This window comes from Aeromonas sp. sif2433 (assembly GCF_019218705.1).
Lineage (GTDB): Bacteria > Pseudomonadota > Gammaproteobacteria > Enterobacterales > Aeromonadaceae > Aeromonas > Aeromonas encheleia.
The window spans coordinates 148,460-168,385 of the sequence record NZ_JAHUXD010000005.1 but is presented as its reverse complement, the minus strand read 5'-3'; the positions used below and the strand labels follow the sequence as shown (position 1 = coordinate 168,385).

General features: G+C 63.5%; 19 protein-coding genes and 1 tRNA gene. 1 reads left to right on the top strand and 19 read right to left on the bottom strand.

Translation table 11 applies throughout. The features are described from left to right. Positions 1-12: 12 nt before the first annotated feature. The 19 genes from nuoM to mepA all read right to left on the bottom strand — a co-directional run bounded on the left by nuoM (position 13) and on the right by mepA (position 19,098). Complete coding sequence (nuoM, locus tag KW825_RS09725; protein ID WP_218329062.1) at positions 13-1,530, bottom strand: NADH-quinone oxidoreductase subunit M; 1,518 nt, start codon at positions 1,528-1,530, stop codon at positions 13-15. Positions 1,531-1,619: 89 nt separating this feature from the next. Continuing rightward, positions 1,620-3,467, bottom strand: coding sequence for an NADH-quinone oxidoreductase subunit L (gene nuoL / locus KW825_RS09720; RefSeq protein WP_218290934.1), 1,848 nt, complete (start codon positions 3,465-3,467; stop codon positions 1,620-1,622). After that, positions 3,464-3,772: an NADH-quinone oxidoreductase subunit NuoK gene (gene nuoK / locus KW825_RS09715; protein ID WP_042652381.1), complete on the bottom strand. Its 309-nt coding sequence runs from the start codon at positions 3,770-3,772 to the stop codon at positions 3,464-3,466. The genes nuoL and nuoK overlap by 4 nt, the downstream gene beginning before the upstream one ends. Positions 3,773-3,857: 85 nt before the next feature. Beyond that, a complete protein-coding gene (gene nuoJ, locus KW825_RS09710; RefSeq protein WP_042652380.1) occupies positions 3,858-4,409 on the bottom strand; it encodes an NADH-quinone oxidoreductase subunit J in 552 nt (183 codons plus the stop codon). A gap of 9 nt (positions 4,410-4,418) precedes the next feature. Further along, complete coding sequence (gene nuoI / locus KW825_RS09705; protein ID WP_042652379.1) at positions 4,419-4,961, bottom strand: NADH-quinone oxidoreductase subunit NuoI; 543 nt, start codon at positions 4,959-4,961, stop codon at positions 4,419-4,421. Between the two features lie 9 nt (positions 4,962-4,970). Continuing rightward, complete coding sequence (gene nuoH / locus KW825_RS09700) at positions 4,971-5,939, bottom strand: NADH-quinone oxidoreductase subunit NuoH (RefSeq protein ID WP_218290935.1); 969 nt, start codon at positions 5,937-5,939, stop codon at positions 4,971-4,973. Next, entirely contained in the window at positions 5,936-8,665 is a 2,730-nt protein-coding gene (gene nuoG, locus KW825_RS09695; protein WP_218329061.1) for an NADH-quinone oxidoreductase subunit NuoG, read from the bottom strand. Before nuoG ends, nuoH begins: the two co-directional genes overlap by 4 nt. A gap of 62 nt (positions 8,666-8,727) precedes the next feature. Continuing rightward, positions 8,728-10,095: an NADH-quinone oxidoreductase subunit NuoF gene (gene nuoF, locus KW825_RS09690; protein WP_218290937.1), complete on the bottom strand. Its 1,368-nt coding sequence runs from the start codon at positions 10,093-10,095 to the stop codon at positions 8,728-8,730. Further along, entirely contained in the window at positions 10,092-10,634 is a 543-nt protein-coding gene (gene nuoE, locus KW825_RS09685) for an NADH-quinone oxidoreductase subunit NuoE (protein WP_042043686.1), read from the bottom strand. The genes nuoF and nuoE overlap by 4 nt, the downstream gene beginning before the upstream one ends. A 48-nt stretch (positions 10,635-10,682) precedes the next feature. After that, a complete protein-coding gene (nuoC, locus tag KW825_RS09680; RefSeq protein WP_218290938.1) occupies positions 10,683-12,488 on the bottom strand; it encodes an NADH-quinone oxidoreductase subunit C/D in 1,806 nt (601 codons plus the stop codon). A gap of 2 nt (positions 12,489-12,490) precedes the next feature. Further along, positions 12,491-13,165, bottom strand: a complete 675-nt coding sequence (locus KW825_RS09675) for an NADH-quinone oxidoreductase subunit B family protein (protein ID WP_042652374.1) — start codon at positions 13,163-13,165, stop codon at positions 12,491-12,493. 29 nt (positions 13,166-13,194) lie between these two features. Beyond that, positions 13,195-13,599, bottom strand: coding sequence for an NADH-quinone oxidoreductase subunit A (locus KW825_RS09670; protein ID WP_042652373.1), 405 nt, complete (start codon positions 13,597-13,599; stop codon positions 13,195-13,197). A gap of 258 nt (positions 13,600-13,857) precedes the next feature. Beyond that, the gene (locus tag KW825_RS09665) at positions 13,858-14,736 is read right to left on the bottom strand and encodes a flagellar motor protein MotB (RefSeq protein ID WP_218290939.1); all 879 of its coding nucleotides are present in this window, start codon (positions 14,734-14,736) and stop codon (positions 13,858-13,860) included. Continuing rightward, entirely contained in the window at positions 14,711-15,469 is a 759-nt protein-coding gene (locus KW825_RS09660; protein WP_042652371.1) for a flagellar motor protein, read from the bottom strand. Before KW825_RS09660 ends, KW825_RS09665 begins: the two co-directional genes overlap by 26 nt. A 609-nt stretch (positions 15,470-16,078) precedes the next feature. Further along, positions 16,079-16,166 (bottom strand) — tRNA-Ser (locus KW825_RS09655). 176 nt (positions 16,167-16,342) lie between these two features. After that, positions 16,343-16,960, bottom strand: a complete 618-nt coding sequence (locus KW825_RS09650) for a TPM domain-containing protein (RefSeq protein WP_042652370.1) — start codon at positions 16,958-16,960, stop codon at positions 16,343-16,345. Between the two features lie 22 nt (positions 16,961-16,982). After that, positions 16,983-17,711: a YgcG family protein gene (locus tag KW825_RS09645; RefSeq protein WP_218329060.1), complete on the bottom strand. Its 729-nt coding sequence runs from the start codon at positions 17,709-17,711 to the stop codon at positions 16,983-16,985. Next, positions 17,708-18,298 (bottom strand): LemA family protein, encoded by a 591-nt coding sequence (locus tag KW825_RS09640; protein ID WP_042652368.1) that lies wholly within the window; start codon positions 18,296-18,298, stop codon positions 17,708-17,710. Before KW825_RS09640 ends, KW825_RS09645 begins: the two co-directional genes overlap by 4 nt. A 56-nt stretch (positions 18,299-18,354) precedes the next feature. Beyond that, positions 18,355-19,098: a penicillin-insensitive murein endopeptidase gene (gene mepA, locus KW825_RS09635; protein ID WP_042652524.1), complete on the bottom strand. Its 744-nt coding sequence runs from the start codon at positions 19,096-19,098 to the stop codon at positions 18,355-18,357. A gap of 178 nt (positions 19,099-19,276) precedes the next feature. Between mepA and KW825_RS09630 the strand changes: the two genes are divergently transcribed. After that, positions 19,277-19,819 (top strand): hypothetical protein, encoded by a 543-nt coding sequence (locus tag KW825_RS09630; RefSeq protein ID WP_218290943.1) that lies wholly within the window; start codon positions 19,277-19,279, stop codon positions 19,817-19,819. Positions 19,820-19,926 lie beyond the last annotated feature (107 nt).

The following is a 19,926-nucleotide window of genomic DNA, read 5'->3' as shown; positions in this document are numbered from 1 at the left end:
AAAGAGAAAGCATCATTGCAGCGCTCCTGTGCTTGGCAGCGCATACCAGTGCAGCACGCTCAGCAGGCTGCTGCTGGCGGTGTCGAGCACGGGCTGGGGATAGAGGCCGAGCAGCACCAGCAGGCCGGCGATGGTGAGCATCATGGCCAGTTCCCGGCCATCCAGCCCCTTGAGCGGCTTCTCATCCTTGGGCGCACCGAAGCAGGCCCGTTGCAGCATGATGAGGGAGTAGACCGAGGCCAGCACCAGACCAAAGGTGGCGATGACGGTGATGACCGGGGCCACCTGGAAGCTGCCGATGAGGATCAGGAACTCGCCGATGAAGTTGCCGGTGCCCGGCATGCCGAGGGAGGCCACCGAGAAGAACAACATCACCCCTGGCAGGTAGCGCAGCCGGCCCCAGAGGCCGCCCATCAGGCGCAGGTCCCGGGTGTGCAGCCGCTCGTAGAGCTGGCCGCACAGGATGAACAGGCCGGCGGCGGAGAGACCGTGGGCGATCATCTGCACCACGGCCCCTTGCAGCGCAAGCTCGCTGCCCGAGTAGATGGCGATCATCACGAAGCCCATGTGGGAGATGCTGGTGTAGGCCACCAGCCGCTTGATGTCGGTCTGGGCGAACGCCAGCAGGGCGCCGTAGACGATGCCGAACAGGCCAAGGAGCATGGCGTAGGGGGCGAACTCGGCCGAAGCCTCGGGGAACAGCGGCAGGGTGAAGCGCAGCAAGCCGTAGGCGGCGGTCTTCAGCAAGATGCCCGCCAGATCCACCGAGCCCGCGGTCGGCGCCTGGCTGTGAGCGTCCGGCAACCAGCCGTGCAGCGGCACCAGCGGCATCTTGACCGCGAAGGCGACGAAGAAGCCCAGCATCAGCAGCCACTGCACGCCCATGCTCATCGGAGTGTTGAGCAGGTCGAGGTAGTTGAAGGTGAAGACACCGGTGGCGGCGTGGTGGGTCAGCACCAGCCCGAGGATGGCGACCAGCATGACCAGGCCGCTGGCCTGGGTGTAGATGAAGAACTTGGTGGCGGCGTTGATCCGGGATTTGCCGTCGGTGACCGAGTGGCCCCAGAGCGCGATCAGGAAGTACATCGGCACCAGCATCATCTCCCAGAAGAAGAAGAACAGGAACAGATCCACTGCCATGAAGACGCCGAGCACGCCGCCCAGGATCCAGAGCAGGTTCAGGTGGAAGAAGCCGATGCGCTGCACTATCTCCTTCCAGGAACAGAGGATGGCCAGCACGCCGATGAAGCTGGTGAGCATCACCATCAGCAGGGAGAGGCCATCCACCGCCAGGTGCAGGGAGATGCCGAAGCGGGGGATCCAGGGCTGTTGCCACTCGGCCGCCCAGACCGGGAGGCCCGGATTGGCGAGGGAGAAGTCACCGCTGAGCCAGATGGCACCGGAGAGCAACAGGCAGGCGCTCATCGACAGCAGCGCCACCCAGCGAACGAATTGCCCACCGAGCCGCTCCATCTGCCAGCAGAGCAAGCCGCCGATAAAAGGAATTAACAAGATCCAGAGTAAGGTCACGATATCAGCTCTCGTCTATTTGCTAGTCATGCTGCTAGCTGCAGTGCAGGCCCAGCGGGCCTGCCGTGAGTTCAGGGACCGCATCGGGGTCAGCCGAGCAACAGCAGGGCCAGGATCAGGGCGGCGCCCATCCCCATGGAGGCTGCGTACCAGCGCAACTTGCCGGACACAGTCCAGGCCAGTAGCTGGTGGCCACTCTGGGCCAGCACGGCGGGCAGGTTCATCATCCGATCCAGCGGGTCCTTGCCGAGCAGTCGGGTCACCAGCAGGTAGGGCTTGACCCAGATCCAGTCATACAGCCAGTCGAAGCCCCAGGCATTGAACCAGAGGGTACTGAGCAGACGACCAGGAGCGCTCTCGGCGATCCCCTTCGCCAGGCGACGCTCGCCGAGGAACAGGAAGGCGGCCAGCGCGATGCCTGCCACGGCGATGATCCCGGAGAGGATCTCAAGGCTGTGGCGTCCCTCCTCGATGCTGTCACCCGGGCCGGCCGGCAGTACCCCGGCCAGCGGCGGCACTATCATGGAGCCGACGGCGGTGGAGAGCACCAGCAGCACCAGCAGCGGCAGCTTGTGGGCCAGGCCGTGACCGGCGTGGGCCTCGGTCTGGGGCTTGCCATGGAAGGCGATGAAGATCAGACGGAAGGTGTAGAGGGAGGTCAGGAAGGCCCCCACCAGACCGGCCCACAGCAGGGCGCTCTGGCCACTGGCCTGCACCTGCCACAGGATGGCGTCCTTGCTGTAGAAGCCGGCGGTGACCAGCGGCAGCGCGGCCAGTGCCGAGCCCCCCACCAGGAAGCAGGCATAGACCAGCGGCAGGCTCTTGCGCAGGCCCCCCATCTTGAAGATGTTCTGCTCGTGGTGGGTCGCGACTATGACGGCGCCGGCGGAGAGGAACAGCAGCGCCTTGAAGAAGGCGTGGGTCATCAGGTGGAAGATGGCCCCCTCCCAGGCACCGACCCCGAGGGCCAGGAACATGTAGCCGATCTGGCTCATGGTGGAGTAAGCCAAAATCCGCTTGATGTCGGTCTGCACCAGGGCCGCAAAGCCTGCCAGCACCAGGGTGATGGCACCCACCAGCGCCACCAGATGCAGGATCTCGGGGGCCAGCAGGAACAGACCGTGGGTCCGGGCAATCAGGTAGACGCCGGCGGTCACCATGGTGGCCGCGTGGATCAGCGCCGAGACCGGGGTCGGACCCGCCATGGCATCCGCCAGCCAGGTCTGCAGCGGCAGCTGGGCAGACTTGCCGACCGCGCCGCCCAAGAGCATCAGGCAGGCCAGCGACAGGGCAGGGGAGCCTTCGGCAAACACCACGGGGGCGCGCACCAGCAGCTCATGGATGTTGAGGGTGCCGAGCTCGCGGTAGAGGATGAACAGCCCGATGGCGAGGAAGACGTCACCGACCCGAGTCACCACGAACGCCTTGAGGGCAGCGGCGCCGTTGGCCGGATTGCGGTAGTAGAAGCCGATCAGCAGGTAGCTGCACAGCCCCACCCCTTCCCAGCCCAGGTAGACGAACAGCAGATCGTCGGCCAGCACCAGGAACACCATGCTGGCGATGAACAGGTTGGTGTAGGTGAAGAAGCGCGAATAGCCCTCTTCACCGCGCATGTACCAGGAGGCGAACAGGTGGATGAAGAAACCCACCCCGGTCACCACCCCCAGCATGGTCAGCGACAGGCCATCCAGTGCCAGGCGGAAGGTGGGGGTGAATTCCCCCACCGACATCCACTGCCACAGGGTCTGGGTGTAGACACCGCCCACCGGCATCTTGGTCATGAAGTCGAGACCGACCCAGAGGGTGGTGAGGGCCGACAGGCCGATGCTGCCGACGCCGATCAGTGCCGAGCTGCGCTCACCGAAGCGGCCGATGGAGAAGGCCAGCACCAGCCATCCCAACAGGGGAAAGAGGAAAGTCAGGTATAAGAGGCTCATCCGCGCATCTCGCTCACAGTGTCCACGTTCAGGGTGTGGTAACGACGATAGAGCAGCAGTAACAGGGCCAGGCCTATGCTGGCCTCCGCTGCCGCCAGAGAAATCACCAGTATGTACATGATCTGGCCGTCGGCCTGGGCCCAGCGGCTGCCAGCCACCACGAACGCCAGCGCGGACGCATTCATCATGATTTCGATACTCATGAGGATAAACAGCAAGTTACGACGAATTAGCAGGCCGCATAGGCCGATGCAGAACAGGATGGCGGCCAGCAAGAGGCCGTATTCCATTGGGATTCCGTTCATAGCCATTCTCCTTGCGCTTGCTGGATAGAAAGGGAGAGGGGGCCAGCTGCCAGCAAGAGGTCATGCATCACCATTGGGATTCCGTTCATGACTGACCTCCTTCCTGGGACGGGCGAGCGGTGGGTTTGGGGACGGAGAGCACTTCCCCGCTCTTGTCTTCACGACCGAGGTGATAGGCGGTGACCAGACCCGCCAGCAGCAGGATGGAGGCCAGCTCCACCGCCAGCACATAGGGGCCGAACAGGGCGATGCCGACTTCCTTGGCGCTGACGTCGGTCAGGCCGAGCTCGCCACCGGTGACCCCGAGGATGCCATAGGCCAGAAAGCCGAGCAGGACGAGGGAGAGCAGGGCGGGTCCACCCCAGGTCATGGGGGTGAGCCAGTTGCGCTCCTGATCCTGGGATGACCCCAGGTTCAGCATCATCACCACGAACACGAACAGCACCATGATGGCGCCGGCGTAGACGATCACCTGCAGGGCGCCTGCGAAGGAGGCCCCCAGGCAGAAGAAGATCATGGCCACGGCGATGAGGGAGATGATGAGATTGAGTAGCGCATGCATCGGATTGCTGGTGCTGATCACCCGCAGCGTACTGTAAACGGCGACCAGGGCCGCGGCATAAAATGCCAGTTCCATGATTGACTCCTAGGGCAGCAGGCTCTTGACATCGATGGGCTTGGCTTCGTTCTCGGCTTCCCCTTTGGGCTTGCCGTCGATCGCCATCCCGCTCATGCGGTAGAAGTTGTAGTCCGGGTATTTGCCGGGCCCGCTGATCAGCAAGTCTTCCTTCTCGTACACCAGATCCTGACGGCGGTACTCACCCATCTCGAAATCCGGCGTGAGCTGGATGGCGGTGGTGGGGCAGGCCTCTTCGCACAGGCCGCAGAAGATGCAGCGGGAGAAGTTGATGCGGAAGAACTCCGGGTACCAGCGGCCATCGTCCCGCTCCGCCTTTTGCAGCGAGATGCAGCCGACCGGGCAGGCCACGGCGCACAGGTTGCACGCCACGCAGCGCTCGTCACCGTCCGGATCCCGGGTCAGCACGATGCGACCGCGGAAACGAGGGGCAGCATAGACCGCCTGCTCCGGATAGCTGAGGGTCTCACGGGGCCGCCAGGCATGGGAGAACACCATCCCCAGGCTGCGTAACTGGGTGCCAACACCCTTGATAATGCTAGTAATTTTCATAGTCGTGCCTCACTGCACATTTATCAGCACTACGGCGCCGGTTACCAGCATGTTGAGCAAGGTAAGCGGTAAGCAGACTTTCCAGCCAAAGGACATCACCTGGTCGAAGCGCGGGCGGGGCAGGGAAGCCCGCAGCAGAATGAAGAACACCATGAAGCAGGCGGTCTTCAGCGCAAACCAGATGAAGGGCGGCAACCAGGGGCCGTGCCAGCCACCGAAGAACAGGGTCACGATGAGGGAGGAGACCAGCACTATGCCGATGTACTCGCCCACGAAGAACAGACCCCACTTCATGCCCGCGTATTCGATGTGATAGCCGTCGGCGAGCTCCTGCTCGGCCTCCGGCTGGTCGAACGGGTGACGGTGGGTGACGGCGACGCCGGCAAACAGGAAGGTGACAAAGCCCAGGATCTGGGGCACCACGTTCCACAGGCCGGCCTGCGCCTCGACGATCTCTCTCAGGTTGAAGCTGCCGGTCTGGATCACTATCCCCATCAGGGAGAGGCCGAGGAACACCTCGTAGGAGAGGGTCTGGGCCGAGGCGCGCAGGCTGCCGAGCAGGGAGTACTTGTTGTTGCTAGACCAGCCGGCGAACAGCACGGCGTAGACCGCCAGCCCCGCGATGGCCAGGATGTAGAGCAGACCCACGTTGAGATCCGCCACCCCCCAGGTCGGCGTGATGGGCACCACCGCAAACGCCAGAATAAAGGAGGTAAAGGCGATGATGGGGGCCAGCACGAAGATCCGGCGATCGGCGAACGGCGGGATCCAGTCCTCCTTGAAGAACATCTTGACCATGTCGGCCGCCAGCTGCAGCAAGCCGAAGGGGCCTACCCGGTTGGGGCCGTAACGGTCCTGCCACAGCGCCAGCAGACGGCGCTCGATGAAGCTCATGAAGGCACCGGCCCCCACTATCCCCACCAGCACGATCAGCGCCTTGCCGACTTCCAGCAACAGGTCGATCATTCCATCGCTCATGCTATGGCCTCCTGCAGATCAGTCACATAGGCCTGGTGCAGCGCGGTCGGCAGGCCATGGGCGCCCAGCGGCAGACCGAGTAGCCCCTGTGCCAGCCGCTCGCTGACCCGCAGGGTCAGCCGCCAGTGGTGGCCGCCCCAGGAGAAGGCCACCAGGTTGCCGGCATGGAGAGCGAAGCGGGCGGCGTCGCTCGGGTTAAGCACCAGCTCGGGGGCGGCCATGCGCGCCTGGATGACGGGGCTGCGCGCGGAGAGCTCTTCCCCGCCAAAGAGTTGCTCGTAGCTCACCACCTGCAGCGCCGCCTGGGCGCCGAAGGGGGCGGGGATGGTCTCGAACCAGCCGAGGCTGTCTTCACCCGGCTCCAGCAGACGGCGACCGGGATCGCCGGCTCGCAGGTTGCCACCCACCTCGCTCTGGAACTTGTTCCAGGCAGAGGGGGAGTTCCAGCCCGGCGCCCAGGCGAACGGCACCTGTTGCATCGGCTGGCGGGCACCGGCGTAGCCTTCCATGGAGAAGCTGAAGGGGGAGTCAGGATCCTGAGCCACCCTGGGCTCGCTCACGTTCTGATCCGCCAGCATGGAGGTGCGGCCGCTGTAGCGGTGCGGCTCACGGGCGAGCTTCATGCCACGGATGCGCAGGCCGGCGTTGGGCGCGGCCTCCAGCATGGCGGCCAGCAGCGGCACTGAGGCGGCGCAGGCGGCACTCACCTCGTCGAAGGTGGCCCAGCGCAGCGGCGTGTGATCCAGCGCCCCCTGCAGCGCGGCCAGCCAGCGCCAGCTCTCGCGCACCTGGATGTCGGCGTCGTAGAAGGCGGCGGCATAGACCTGGAAGAAGCGCTGGGCGCGACCTTCCATGTTCACCAGGGTACCGTCGGCCTCGGCGAAGCTGGCGGCAGGCAGCACCAGGTTCGCCTGCTGGGCGGTCTGGGTGTCCTGATGATCGACCACCAGCAGATGCTGCAGGCGCTTGATGGCGGCATCGACCCGGTTGCGCGGGGCGCGGCGATAGAGATCGTTCTCCAGGGTGATCAGCGCCAGCTTCTCCTCCCCTTCGATACGGCTCAGGGCGGCTTCCAGCGGCGCATCCGATGCGGCCAGCATGGCCAGCCCCAGGCTGTTGGCTTCCTGTGCCACCAGCGCCAGGCTCACCTCCTGGGCACGGCCCTTGAGGGCGCGCGCTATGTTGCTGGCCGCCTCGAGCAGGGCCTGGGAGCGGGCGCCGGAGCCGGCGATGATGAGCGGCTTCTTGGCATTGCCGAGCAGCTCGGCCCAGCGCGTGGCCAGGGCCTGCTGATCGGCACTCAAGTCGTGCGGGGTCGGGGCCGAGCCATCGAGCAGGTGGGCGATGGCGAAGCCGAGCCGGGCCTGATCGGCGTGGGGCGCATGCAGTGTGCCGCTGGCCACATCGTCGAGGCGGGTCTGATCCAGGCTGGTGATGAGCAGCGGATAGCGATCGTTCTGCGCCAGGGTCTGCACCGCGGCGACCTGCCACAGGTCCACCTTCAGCTTGCGGGCTATCTCGCGGCCCTTGCCCTTGACCGCCTGGCGCAGGGCCAGGGCGATGCGGGCGGCGCTCATGGTGACATCTTCACCCAGCACCAGGATGGCGTCGGCCTCCTCCATATCGCGCAGGCTGGGGGTACGCACGCCGCCGTGCTGCAGTATATGCAGCATCTTCTGCAGGCACTCCCATTCACTCTGCTCGACGCCGCAATAGAAGTTGTCGGCACCTACCAGCTCGCGCAGGGCGAAGTTGCTCTCCAGCGAGGCGCGCGGCGAGCCGATGCCGATGACGCCGGCGGCGGTGCGCAGGGCATCGGCGGCGCGGTTGAGGGCGCCGTCGACCGTGATGGCGAGTCTGTCGTTGCCATCATGGAGCAGGGGCTGGCGGGGGCGGTCGGCCAGGTTGACATAGCCGTAGCCGAAGCGGCCGCGGTCGCACAGGAAGTAGTGGTTCAGCGCGCCGTGGTAACGGTTCTCGATGCGGCGCAGCTCGCCGTAGCGCTCACCCGGGCTGATGTTGCAGCCGACCGAGCACTGTTGGCAGATGCTGGGGGCGAACTGCATGTCCCATTTGCGGTTATAACGCTCGGAGTGGGTCTTGTCGGTGAAGACGCCGGTGGGGCAGACCTCCACCAGGTTACCGGAGAACTCGCTCTCCAGGGTGCCATCCTCGACCCGGCCGAAGTAGACGTTGTCGTGGGCACCATAGACGCCCAGATCCTCGCCACCGGCGTAATCCTTGTAGTAGCGCACGCAGCGATAGCAGGCGATGCAGCGGTTCATCTCGTGGTTGATGAAGGGGCCGAGATCCTGATTCTGGTGGGTGCGCTTGGTGAAGCGGTAGCGACGGCTGTTGTGGCCGGTCATCACCGTCATGTCTTGCAGGTGGCAGGCGCCACCCTCTTCACACACCGGGCAGTCGTGGGGGTGGTTGGTCATCTGCCACTCCACCACCGTCTTGCGAAACTCTTTCGCCTCTTCGTCCTCGATGGAGATATAGGTGCCATCGGTGGACGGGGTCATGCAGGACATGACCAGGCGGCCGCGCTTGTCATCGGCATTCTGATACTGTTTGACCGCACACTGGCGGCAGGCACCGACGCTACCGAGCGCCGGGTGCCAGCAAAAATAGGGGACGTCCAGACCCAGCGACAGACAGGCTTGCAGCAGGTTGTCTGCGCCGTCTACCTCGAACTCTTTACCGTCTACATAAATGGTGGCCATACAACTTCCCTGACATCAAATTAGATAAAATCCATGGCTCGCAGCAGGCATGACGCCTCGTGTTACCAGCGTTCGCCCAGCAGATTGGGCTGGATACCCTTGAACAGCTTGTGATTGTCATGGGGGGCCTTGACCCCGGCCTCGAACTCGGACCTGAAGTACTTCATCGCACTGCCAAGGGGCTCGACGGCGCCGGGGGCATGGGCGCAGAAGGTCTTGCCCGGGCCGAGGAAACTGCACAGCTGCTCCAGGGTGGCGAGATCCTCGGGTTGGCCCTCGCCGCGCTCCAGTGCCCGCAGCAGCTTGACGCTCCAGGGCAGGCCGTCGCGGCAGGGGGTGCACCAGCCGCAGGATTCACGGGCGAAGAACTCTTCCATGTTGCGCAGCAAGGAGACCATGTTGACGCTGTCATCTACCGCCATGGCGAGGCCGGTGCCCATGCGGGTGCCGACCTTGCCGATGCCGCCCGCATACATCTGGGCGTCCAGGTGTTCGGGCAGCAGGAAGCCGGTGCCGGCGCCGCCCGGTTGCCAGGCCTTGAGGCGATAACCGGCCTTCATGCCACCGGCGTAGTTCTCAAACAGCTCGCGGGCGGTGATGCCGAACGGCAGCTCCCACAAGCCAGGATTATTGACCTTGCCGGAGAAGCCCATCAGCTTGGTGCCGTGATCCTCCGAGCCCGGCAGCGCCAGCCCCTGATACCAGGCCACGCCGTTGCCGATGATGGCGGGTACGTTGCACAGGGTCTCGACGTTGTTGACGCAGGTGGGCTTGCCCCAGACGCCGGAGACTGCGGGGAAGGGGGGCTTGGCGCGCGGGTTGGCGCGGCGCCCTTCCAGGGAGTTGATCAGCGCCGTCTCTTCGCCGCAGATGTAACGACCGGCGCCGGTGTGGACGAACAGCTCGAAGTCGAAGCCCGAGCCCAGGATGTTCTTGCCGAGCAGGCCGGCGGCCTTGGCCTCTTCCACCGCACGGCGCAGGTGGATGGCGGCATCCACATACTCGCCACGCAGGAAGATGTAGCCGCGGTAGGCCTTGAGCGCCTTGGCGGAGATGATCATCCCCTCGATCAGCAGGTGGGGCAGCTGCTCCATCAGCAGCCGATCCTTGTAGGTGTTCGGCTCCATCTCGTCGGCGTTGCAGAGCAGGTAACGGATGTTCATGCTCTCGTCTTTGGGCATCAGGCCCCACTTCACCCCGGTGGAGAAGCCGGCGCCACCGCGGCCCTTGAGGCCCGCGTCCTTGACGGTGCTGACGATCTCGTCCGGGCTCATTTGGCCCAGCGCGCGGCGGGCGGCCTCGTAGCCCTGCTTGGCCTGGTACTCCTCGATCCAGACCGGCTGGCCATCGTCGCGCAGCCGCCAGGTGAGGGGATGGGTCTCGGGGGCACGGGGGGTGCGGTTGGCGGTGCCAAGGGATGCCAGGCTCATGGGTAAGCCTCCAGAGTTTTAAGCAAGCCGATCGCATCCAGCCCGCCGAAGGTATCGTCGTCGATCATCAGCGCCGGCCCCTTGTCGCAGTTGCCGAGGCAACAGACCGGCAGCAGGGTGAAGCGGCCGTCGGCCGAGGTCTGGCCAGGGGCCAGATCCAGCACATCTTTCAGACCCGCCAGCAGCTGCTCATGGCCGTTGATGTAACAGACCATGCTGTCACAGACACGGATGATGTGGCGGCCGACCGGCTGGCGGAAGATCTGGCTGTAGAAGGTGGCGACCCCTTCCACGTCGCTGGCGGGGATGCCCAGCTCGGCGGCGATGGCATGGATGGCACCATCCGGTACCCAGCCGCGCGCCTGCTGCACTATCTTGAGTGCTTCGATGCTGGCGGCGCGGGGATCTTCGTAGTGGTGCGTCTCATGCAAGATGGCGTCGCGCTCGGCCTGGCTCAGGGCGAATCCGTCGCCCTTGCCCTGACACGCGCTCTGTCCCGCTGAGGACGATGTATTTTTGCACTGACATTGCTGGCTCATGACTTAACCTTTTGTCGTTTATTCTTCTTGTCCCGTCACTGCGGGGACTTAACGATCCACATCCGACATAACGAAATCGATACTGCCCAGGTAGACGATGAGATCCGACACCATCTGGCCGCGGATCACCGAGGGGATCTGCTGCAGGTGGGCAAAGCTCGGGGTGCGGATCCGGGTCCGGTAGCTCATGGTGGAGCCGTCGCTGGTAAGGTAGTAGCTGTTGATCCCCTTGGTCGCCTCTATCATCTGGAAGGACTCGGCGGCTGGCATCACGGGCCCCCAGGACACTTGCAGGAAGTGGGTGATCAGGGTCTCGATGTCCTGCAGGGTGCGCTCTTTCGGCGGCGGCGTGGTGAGCGGGTGATCCGCCTTGAACGGCCCCTCCGGCATGTTTTTCATGCACTGCTCTATGATGCGCATGCTCTGGCGGATCTCCTCGATGCGCACGGTGGCGCGATCGTAAGCATCCCCATTGCTGCCCACCGGCACCTCGAACTCGAACTGATCGTAGCCGGAGTAAGGGCGCCACTTGCGCACGTCGAAGTTGAGGCCGGTGGCGCGCAGACCGCCGCCCGTGGTGCCCCAGGCCAGCGCCTGCGCGGTGTTGTAGGCGGCGACGCCTATGGTGCGACCGCGCAAGATGCTGTTGCGCATGGCGGCCTTCTCATACTCCATCAGCCGCTTGGGCAGCCAGCTCAGCAGGTTGTCCTGGATGAGGCGGGCCCAGCCGATCGGCAGATCGTGCGCCACGCCGCCGATGCGGAACCAGGCCGGGTGCATACGCGCACCGGTGATGGCCTCGATGATGAGGTAGATCTTCTGCCTGTCGGTGAAGGTGAAGAACACCGGGGTCATGGCCCCCACGTCCTGGATATAGGTACCGAGGAACAGCAGGTGGCTCTGGATGCGGAACAGCTCCGACATCATCACCCGGATCATGTCGACCCGGTTGGGCACGGTGATCCCCGCCAGCTTCTCGACCGCCAGCACATAGGGCAGGTTGTTCATCACCCCGCCCAGGTACTCGACCCGGTCGGTGTAGGGGATGTAGCTGTGCCAGGACTGGCGCTCACCCATCTTCTCGGCACCACGGTGGTGATAGCCGATGTCGGGCACGCAGTCGCGGATCTCCTCGCCATCGAGCTGCAGCACCAGCCGGAAGGCGCCGTGGGCGGAGGGGTGGTTGGGGCCGAGGTTGAGGAACATGTAGTCCTCGTTCTCGTTGCCGCGGCTCATGCCCCACTCTTCCGGCTTGAACAGCAGGTTGTCCTGCTCCTGATCCTGTTTGACCGCATCGAGCATGAAGGGATCGAACTCGGTGGCCCGGGCCGGGTAATCCTTGCGCAGCGGGTGACCCTGCCAGCTCTTGGGCATCATGATGCGGGTGAGGTGGGGGTGGCCATCGAAGGTGATGCCCATCAGATCCCAGACTTCCCGCTCGTACCAGTTGGCGTTGGGGAAGTGGCGGCTGATGGTCGGCAGGTGCAGATCGCTCTCCATCAGCGGCACCTTCAGCATCACATCGGCGTTACGATCGATGGAGATGAGGTGGTAGAAGACGGTGAAGTCGCTCTCGGGCAGGCCGTGGCGATGGCTGCGCATCCGCTCGTCGGTGGCGCTCAAGTCAAACAGCATCACGAAGGGGGAGGGGAGCTTTTGCAAGAAGCCGACCACATCCAGCAGCAGATCGCGGGATAGCCAGAGCACAGGCACCCCGGTGCGGGTGGTCTGGACGGTGAAGCGCTCGGCGCCGAAATGGGCAAACAGCTCGCCGACCACCTGGGCATCGGCGTGATCGGAGGGCTGCCATTGGGCCATGCTGTAGTTATTGGGAAACTCTCGGGTCAATTTCATGGTCAGATCTCATCCGGCGTGCGCAGGTTGGTGACTTGGATGCGCTCTTCCCGCTTGCGATCCTTCTCGGCCGGCATCTCGGGGCGATAGATCCCCTGATCGCCCACCACCCAGGAGAGGGGGCGACGCTCCTTGCCGATGGAGTCCTGCAACAGCATCAGGGCCTGCAGGAAGGCCTCGGGGCGGGGCGGGCAACCGGGAATATAGACGTCGACCGGCAGGAACTTGTCCACACCCTGCACCACTGAGTAGATGTCGTACATGCCGCCCGAGTTGGCGCAGGCGCCCATGGAGATGACCCACTTTGGCTCGAGCAGCTGTTCGTACAGACGCTGGATGACGGGGGCCATCTTGATGAAGGGGGTGCCGGCGATCACCATGAAGTCTGCCTGGCGTGGCGAGGCACGAATGACCTCGGCGCCGAAGCGGGCCACGTCATGGGGGGAGGTGAAGGCGGTACACATCTCGACATAGCAGCAAGAGATACCGAAGTTGTATGGCCAGAGCGAGTTCTTGCGGCCCCAGTTGACGGTGTCTTGCAACACCTCCTCGAGCCGCCCGATCATGATGCCGCGGCTCGCCTGTTGCGCCAGCGGATCATCGACGGTCTGGCGCTGTTCCTGGGGGTAGCGCTCAACGGGCGCATCCGGGTCAATCCGGGTCAGGGTGTACTTCATGGTGCAACCTCAAAGGGATAATCGGTAAATCAGTCTGGCTTCTTGTCAGTCAGGACGCGCTTCTTCGGGGCCCAGTCGAGGGCACCGATACGCCACAGGTAGATGAGGCCTACCAGCAGCAGGGTGATAAAGATGGTGGCTTCGATGAAACCGACCCAGCCACTTTCCCGTACGGAAACGGACCAGGCGAAGAGATAGAGCGCCTCGACGTCGAAGATGACGAAGAACATGGCGACCAGATAGAACTTGGCGGAGAAACGCAGACGGGCGTTGCCGACGGATTCGATGCCGGATTCGAAGGGTCGGTTTTTGGCGCGGCCATAGGCTCGACCCCCCAGCAAGGCCGCGACGCCTATCATGGTCAGGCAGATGCAGATGGCCCCAATGACATAGACAGCAAAGGCCCAATGCTGGACAGCAATATCAGCAAACATAGGAGTTTTCCCTAACCGAATTAATCATGTGACTTAACAAGGATGCTACGTATTATGCCAGTTCCATACTGATTTACATGTCATTTCAAAGGATTAATTATTAATCAGCGGGAGGAAAATCGCTTTTTGCTAGCAAGGTCAATCTTCCTGTTTGAGAATCATTTTCAATCGCTTTTACGGGGTAAGGAAAATGGCAAGTTCGCTTGAAAAATAAACTAATCGGAAAAATGAAAGACCCCGCAATGCGGGGTCTTTTCATCAGGGGGCGAGGAGGGGAAGGGCTTGTTCCGCCGCCTTGCCCTGGGAGAGCACTATCTCCACCCGCCGGTTGGCTTGCCGGTGTGCAGCTGTGTCGTTGGCATAGCGAGGCTGGGTGTCGGCCACGCCCTGGGCCACAATCCGTCTGGCATCGAGCTTGGGGTTGGTCAGCAGGATATGGACGATGGCGGCGGATCTGAGCACCGACAGCTCCCAGTTGTTGCGATAGAGCTCCACCGCTGTCAGCGAGTTGTCGGTGTGACCGGTCACCACCACCATGCCGGGGATGTCGGCCAGCACATCGGACACCTTGTTGACCAGGGGAATGAACTGGGGCTGCAGGAAGGCCGAGTCGGCGGGGAACAGGCTCTTCTCGCCGATGCGGATCACCAGCTGGCTGCCGAGCTGCTCCACCTCCAGATCCTTGGACTCAATCTGGTTCTTGAGCTGCTGCTCCAGCTTCTGCTTGGTGAGGGTGGCCCACTCCTGCTCCTTGGTCTTGTGCGGCCAGGCTTCGGTCGCACTGGGTTTCTCCGAGGCGCCTATGGTCTCGTTGAAGGGGTCGGCGGCCGAGGTGGGGGCCTCCGTCTCCAGCACCTTCTCCTTGTCGGAGGTCCCCGGAGTGGTCTTGGACTCGGGCTCCAGGATGCCGGTGCCCCCCTGCATCACGGGGGAGCCGGCGGGCAGGGAGATGAGGCCGATCTTGCCGAGGGATTCGATGAAGCCCTGGATCAGCACCCGGGTTTCCGACTGCTTGGCCATGGCGAAGGAGTAGAGCACCACGAACAGGGCGAACAGCAGGGTCATGAAGTCGGCATAAGAGACCAGCCAGCGCTCATGGTTCTCCGGCGCCTCAGCCTTTTTCTTTTTCGCCACCATGGCCTCCGAGGTAGGGTTCCAGGGTCACTTGCAGACGCTGTTGTGATTCGCCGTCGACGATGCAGAGTATGCCGGTCAGGGTCATCTCCTTGTAGTGGCGGATCTGGTGGGCGAAGCCCTTGTAGCGGTTGCCGAACGGCAGGAAGATCAGGTTGGCGGCGCCTACCCCGTAGATGGTGGCGATGAAGGCCACCGCGATGGCGCCCCCCAGCTTGTCGGGCTGATCGAGCAGCCCCATGGCATGGATCAGGCCGAACACGGCACCGACTATCCCCATGGTCGGGCAGTAGCCGCCCATGGCCTCGTAGAATTTGACGGTCTGCTCGAGATCTTCCTGCTCGAACTCGATCTCGTTCTCCAGCACCTCGTGGATTTTGGTCTTCTCGTAACCGTCGACCATCATCTGCACCCCCTTCTGCAGGAAGGGATCCTTGATGTCGTCGATCATGCCCTCCAGCGCCAGCATGCCGCTGCGCCGCGCATTGCCCGCCAGGGTTTCCAGCAGTTGGGCCTGCTCCAGCATGTCGAGCTTGAGGGGAGTAAGCAGCCACTTGAAGCGTTTGAAGGTTTTACCGACGACGGAGAAGGGGAACTGAGTCAGTGCGGCCCCCACGGTTCCCCCGATCACGATGAGGAAGGCGGGCAGATCGAGCAGGGCGCTCGGATGCCCGCCCTCGATCATGTTGCCACCCAATATGGCTGCCAAGGCAAATAGCAAACCGATCAGACTCATGTATCCAGGTCCCTATGTATTGAATGCGGCTAGTGTAGCCATTTAACTATCAGTTTTTCAAAACGATATCCAATCGATGAACAATATCTGAGAGGCCAAACCGACGCCGGCATCCCCCTTGTTTTCGGCCGGGGGGAGAGAATCATGAGGGGAAGGGGAGAAAGTGGTTTTTACAGTCGAGTCGAGCAGGGGAGAGGCGGTGGCAACCAGGGGGGGCCAGCCAGCAAAGCCCGGCTGGGGGGCGGGTTATTACGATGGGGTGTTCAATCGGGATTGCACACGCTCCCCATGGGCAGCTTTGGCCGTCCGGGAGGGCGGCCTGCCCTATTGTCGAACCAGGGGCCGAACCGGGCCGCCCGTCACAGGATAAAGCAAAAGGGCCCGTCTTTCGACGAGCCCTCAAAGCAAAAAACCGACCATGAGGTCGGGTTTTACTGTTTGGCGGTGGGTCGGGATTGACTCGCGCCATCCCTGGCGCTCGCCCTGCGGGCAGCCTGCGGCTGTCCAAGGGGGCTGTCCTGCCCCCTTGTCGAACCAGGGTTAGAACCGAGCCGCCCATCACCGGATAAAGCAAAAGGACCTGTCTTGCGACAGGCCCTTTGCTTTATTTGGCGGTGAGGGAGGGATTCGAACCCTCGATACGTTGCCGTATACACACTTTCCAGGCGTGCTCCTTCAGCCACTCGGACACCTCACCAAATTTTTGTCTGCTGTTTAAGGTGTTCAGCCAACACCGGTTCGTTGCGCCATTGCGCCGGAACGGGGCGTAATTTAGGGGAAAGCTGACCCGGGGTCAAACACTTTTCCCCTTATTTTTCAGAATCTTTATCGAATGCCTATCCCTTGAACAGAATGCCGGTTTTTTAAACCAGATCAGGGTTTGTCCAGGATGATCAGGCTGTCGGGCAACTCGTTCTGATCCCGGGTGGCCGGGAACGCATCGGTCAGGATGGCGCTGGTGCGCTCCACACACTCGAGGAAACCCTGCTCGACCTCCTTGTTGCGCACCCGCACCACGAAGTCATCGATGATCTGCTGCCACTGCGCGTTGTCGATGTGCTGGGCGATGCCATCGTCCACCAGGATTTCCACATAGTGCTCGGCCACCGAGACGAAGATCAGCACCCCCAGCCTGTCCCGAGTGCGGTGCAGCCCCTGCTCTACAAATTGCAGGCGGGCCATCAGCGCGGCCCGGTGCTGGCGCACCTTCCTCGGGATCAGCCGCATCTTGATGGGGGTCCAGTGGAACAGCAGGCTGAGCAGCAGCCAGACCGACCATTGCACCAGCAGGATCTCGTACCAGCCGAGCCAGAAGCCGAGCTGGAACACCAGCAGGGGGGTGAGCATGGCCAGCAGCGCGGCCCACAGGGTGGGGATGTAGCGATAACCGTCGCTGGCCGGGGCCAGCACCGTGACCAGCTCGGCGTCCGTTGCCTGTTCGGCTTGCCGTACCCTGGCCTGCAAGGTGTGATAAAACTGTTTCGAAATCATTGTGTTGTCTCTTTATCCCTGATTACCAGCCACCGGAGGCACCACCGCCCCCAAAACTGCCGCCGCCACCGCTGAAGCCGCCGCCACCGAAACCGCCGCCGGAACGACCTGCCCCGAAGCCCGTGGCCAGATAGGCCGCCCGGCGACGCCCGCCCGAGCCACCTCCGCCGCCACGCAGGTTGTGCAACACCAGCATCACGATCACCGCCAGGATGAACAGCCAGGGGCCCCCCAGCTTGTCGTCCTGCTTGGCGGCGTCCGCCGGTTGGTACTCACCGGCCAGGGCCTGCATGATGGCCTGGCTGCCGGCGACTATGCCGGCCACCATGTCGCCGCGTTTGAAGGCGGGCAGGATCCGGGTCTGGATGATGTTGGCGGCGATGGCATCGGGCAAGGCCCCCTCCAGGCCATAACCCACCTCGATGCGCACCTTGCGCTCATCCTGGGCGATCAGCAGCAGCACGCCGTTGTTGTGCGCCTTCTGACCGATGCCCCAGTGGCGACCCAGCTGATAGCCGTACTCTTCGATGGTGTTGCCATCCAGGCTGTCGACCGACACCACCACCAGCTGGATGCCGCTGCGCTTCTCGAAGGCGGCCAGTTGCTGGGTGAGCTGATGCGCCTGCTTGCGCGACATCAGGCTCGCCTCGTCCACCACCCGGCCGCTGAGGGCCGGAAACGCGGGGGCCGCCTGCAATGCCGTCGCCCACAGCAGCAGGCAGGGCAGCAGCCAGCGGATCACTGGGCTCATTGGAAGCTGACCTTGGGCGCCTCATCGGCACCCGGCTTGGCGCTGAAACTGGGTTTGGCGGTCAAGTCCGAGTAGAGCAGCTTGGACCAGATGACGCCCGGGAAGGTGCGGATCTCGGTATTGAACTGGCGCACCGCCTCTATGTAGTCGCGTCTGGCCACCGCGATGCGGTTCTCGGTGCCTTCCAGCTGGGCCTGCAGGGTGAGGAATTGCTGATCGGCCTTGAGATCCGGGTAGCGCTCGACCACCACCATCAGTCGGGAGAGGGCGCTGGAGAGCTGATCCTGCGCGGCTTCAAACGCCTTGAGCTGGGACGGGTCGCTCAGCTGCAGGCTGCCCACCCGGGCGCGGGCATCGGTCACCGCCTTCAGGGTCTCCTGCTCGTGGTTGGCATAGCCCTTGACGGTCGCCACCAGGTTGGGGATGAGGTCGGCGCGGCGCTGGTACTGGTTCTCGACCTGGCCCCAGCTCGCCTTGACTTGTTCATCCAGGGTCGGGATGTTGTTCATGCCGCATCCGGTCAACCCCAGCAGCAGGGTCAGCATCAACAGGCTCTGCGTGGTCGTGCGCCAGAGAGAAGTGGCCATCTTGTTGTCTCCATTGGATCTATATGATTCGGCGCTGACACCATACCAGCTTGTGGTCAGCCGCCACAACGGCTCGGTAGCACCGGGGCCTGGTAGCTCATTGACACCCTGGGCAGCTGGGGTTTGTCCTTGATCCAGGAGGCCAGCTCGGCGCCGCAACCGTTGCCTGGCGGGATCGGTGCCTGGGGTTGGCAATCCGGGCTGCCCGCCGGGCAGCGCAACCTGACGTGGAAGTGGCTGAAGTGGCCAACCCAGGGACGCAGCTTGTGCACCCAGGGCTCGTCACTCGCGCGCCGGCACACCTCGGCCTTGAGCACGGGGTTGATGAAGATGCGGGTCACCTCGGGCTGGCTGGCGGCCAGCCGCAGCAACGTGAGTTGCTGCGGCCCGAAGCGGCCCGGCAGCAGCCGGTAGCTGGGCTCGTCGATCAGCGCCCACTCCTTGGGGGCATCCTGCTCCCACTTGCTGATGGGGCGATCGGCCATCCGGAACCAGATGTCGGCGTCGAGGCCGGTCTGGTGGCTGCGATGGCCAGAGCTGAAGGGGCCGCCCCGCGCCATGGCCAGATCGGCGATATAGAGATCCGGCATGCCCGCCAGCCGGGTCTGGTTGGCCAGTTGGGTGAGGTAGTGGATGAGATCGGGATGGCCGTAGTAGCGCAGCCGCTTGCTGCGGATCACCTGATAGCCGGGTCCCTCCAGCGGCAGGGCCATGGCATGGGTCAGGCAACCGGCCGAGTAACCGCCGATGGCCTCGGCGTAGAGGGCACTGGTCATGAACAGCAGGGTGGTGGCAAGCATGAGACTCTCGACGATGGTGGCGTGGCTGGGCTCAGAGAACCTCAATCATATCAACAGAGCCGGCCGGTCGTCATCCGCATCGCCAAGCGGGTTGCCACGGGCGGGCCGGCTCACGCACAATGCGCGCCAACGCCAAACAGGAACGCCAAGACCGTTCCAATCGAGAGAGGATCTGGAGATGAGAGTCAGTGAATTGGCAGCGCAGGCGGGAATACGCTGGCTGATGCCCCCAGTGCGACGCTTCTACGGGGTCATGATCGGCCTGCTGCTGGCGAGCCTGGGCACAGTCGTGGCCGCGCTGGGGCTGGGTTACCCCGAGATGGGGCTGCTGCCCTGGGTCGGCCTGGTGTTTGGCGGCATAGTGCTGCTGATGATGGTGTTGCCGCGCAACTGGCAGCGCTGGCGGCTGGCCGAGCTCGCCTGGGACGAGCGCCACCTCTATCTGCTCAACGGCGGCGACGACAAGGCGCTGGCCCTGCCCAGATCGGCGCTGGTCGGCATAGCGCGGGATCGCAAGGTGGGTCACGATGGTCAGTGGCTCGACTTCAGCCTGGATCTCGCACTCGATGCCGACACCCTGGCCGAGGCCGCAGCCTTGCTGGGGCTGAGCCGGGAAGGTACCCACGAAGTGGCGCCCGGCATCTACCGTTTCGGCTTTAAGCGAGCCTGGCACGGCCGTCGTGCCCTCGGCGAGGTGCTGAGCGTGCTGCAACCCATATGAGTTGACTATTTTCTCGACAATTTGCCATAAAGCTCAGATACTGCCTCTGATTCGAATTGATCTTTCCTGCTCCGTTAGTCCAAGAGATCAATGACTTGGACTACGGG

Coding starts and splice junctions, on each gene's coding strand:
- nuoL (WP_218290934.1), bottom strand. CDS start 3,467: ATGAGCCTCTTATACCTGACTTTCCTCTTTCCCCTGTTGGGATGGCTG.
- nuoK (WP_042652381.1), bottom strand. CDS start 3,772: ATGAACGGAATCCCAATGGAATACGGCCTCTTGCTGGCCGCCATCCTG.
- nuoJ (WP_042652380.1), bottom strand. CDS start 4,409: ATGGAACTGGCATTTTATGCCGCGGCCCTGGTCGCCGTTTACAGTACG.
- nuoI (WP_042652379.1), bottom strand. CDS start 4,961: ATGAAAATTACTAGCATTATCAAGGGTGTTGGCACCCAGTTACGCAGC.
- nuoH (WP_218290935.1), bottom strand. CDS start 5,939: ATGAGCGATGGAATGATCGACCTGTTGCTGGAAGTCGGCAAGGCGCTG.
- nuoG (WP_218329061.1), bottom strand. CDS start 8,665: ATGGCCACCATTTATGTAGACGGTAAAGAGTTCGAGGTAGACGGCGCA.
- nuoF (WP_218290937.1), bottom strand. CDS start 10,095: ATGAGCCTGGCATCCCTTGGCACCGCCAACCGCACCCCCCGTGCCCCC.
- nuoE (WP_042043686.1), bottom strand. CDS start 10,634: ATGAGCCAGCAATGTCAGTGCAAAAATACATCGTCCTCAGCGGGACAG.
- nuoC (WP_218290938.1), bottom strand. CDS start 12,488: ATGAAATTGACCCGAGAGTTTCCCAATAACTACAGCATGGCCCAATGG.
- KW825_RS09675 (WP_042652374.1), bottom strand. CDS start 13,165: ATGAAGTACACCCTGACCCGGATTGACCCGGATGCGCCCGTTGAGCGC.
- KW825_RS09670 (WP_042652373.1), bottom strand. CDS start 13,599: ATGTTTGCTGATATTGCTGTCCAGCATTGGGCCTTTGCTGTCTATGTC.
- KW825_RS09665 (WP_218290939.1), bottom strand. CDS start 14,736: ATGGTGGCGAAAAAGAAAAAGGCTGAGGCGCCGGAGAACCATGAGCGC.
- KW825_RS09660 (WP_042652371.1), bottom strand. CDS start 15,469: ATGAGTCTGATCGGTTTGCTATTTGCCTTGGCAGCCATATTGGGTGGC.
- KW825_RS09650 (WP_042652370.1), bottom strand. CDS start 16,960: ATGATTTCGAAACAGTTTTATCACACCTTGCAGGCCAGGGTACGGCAA.
- KW825_RS09645 (WP_218329060.1), bottom strand. CDS start 17,711: ATGAGCCCAGTGATCCGCTGGCTGCTGCCCTGCCTGCTGCTGTGGGCG.
- KW825_RS09640 (WP_042652368.1), bottom strand. CDS start 18,298: ATGGCCACTTCTCTCTGGCGCACGACCACGCAGAGCCTGTTGATGCTG.
- mepA (WP_042652524.1), bottom strand. CDS start 19,098: ATGCTTGCCACCACCCTGCTGTTCATGACCAGTGCCCTCTACGCCGAG.
- KW825_RS09630 (WP_218290943.1), top strand. CDS start 19,277: ATGAGAGTCAGTGAATTGGCAGCGCAGGCGGGAATACGCTGGCTGATG.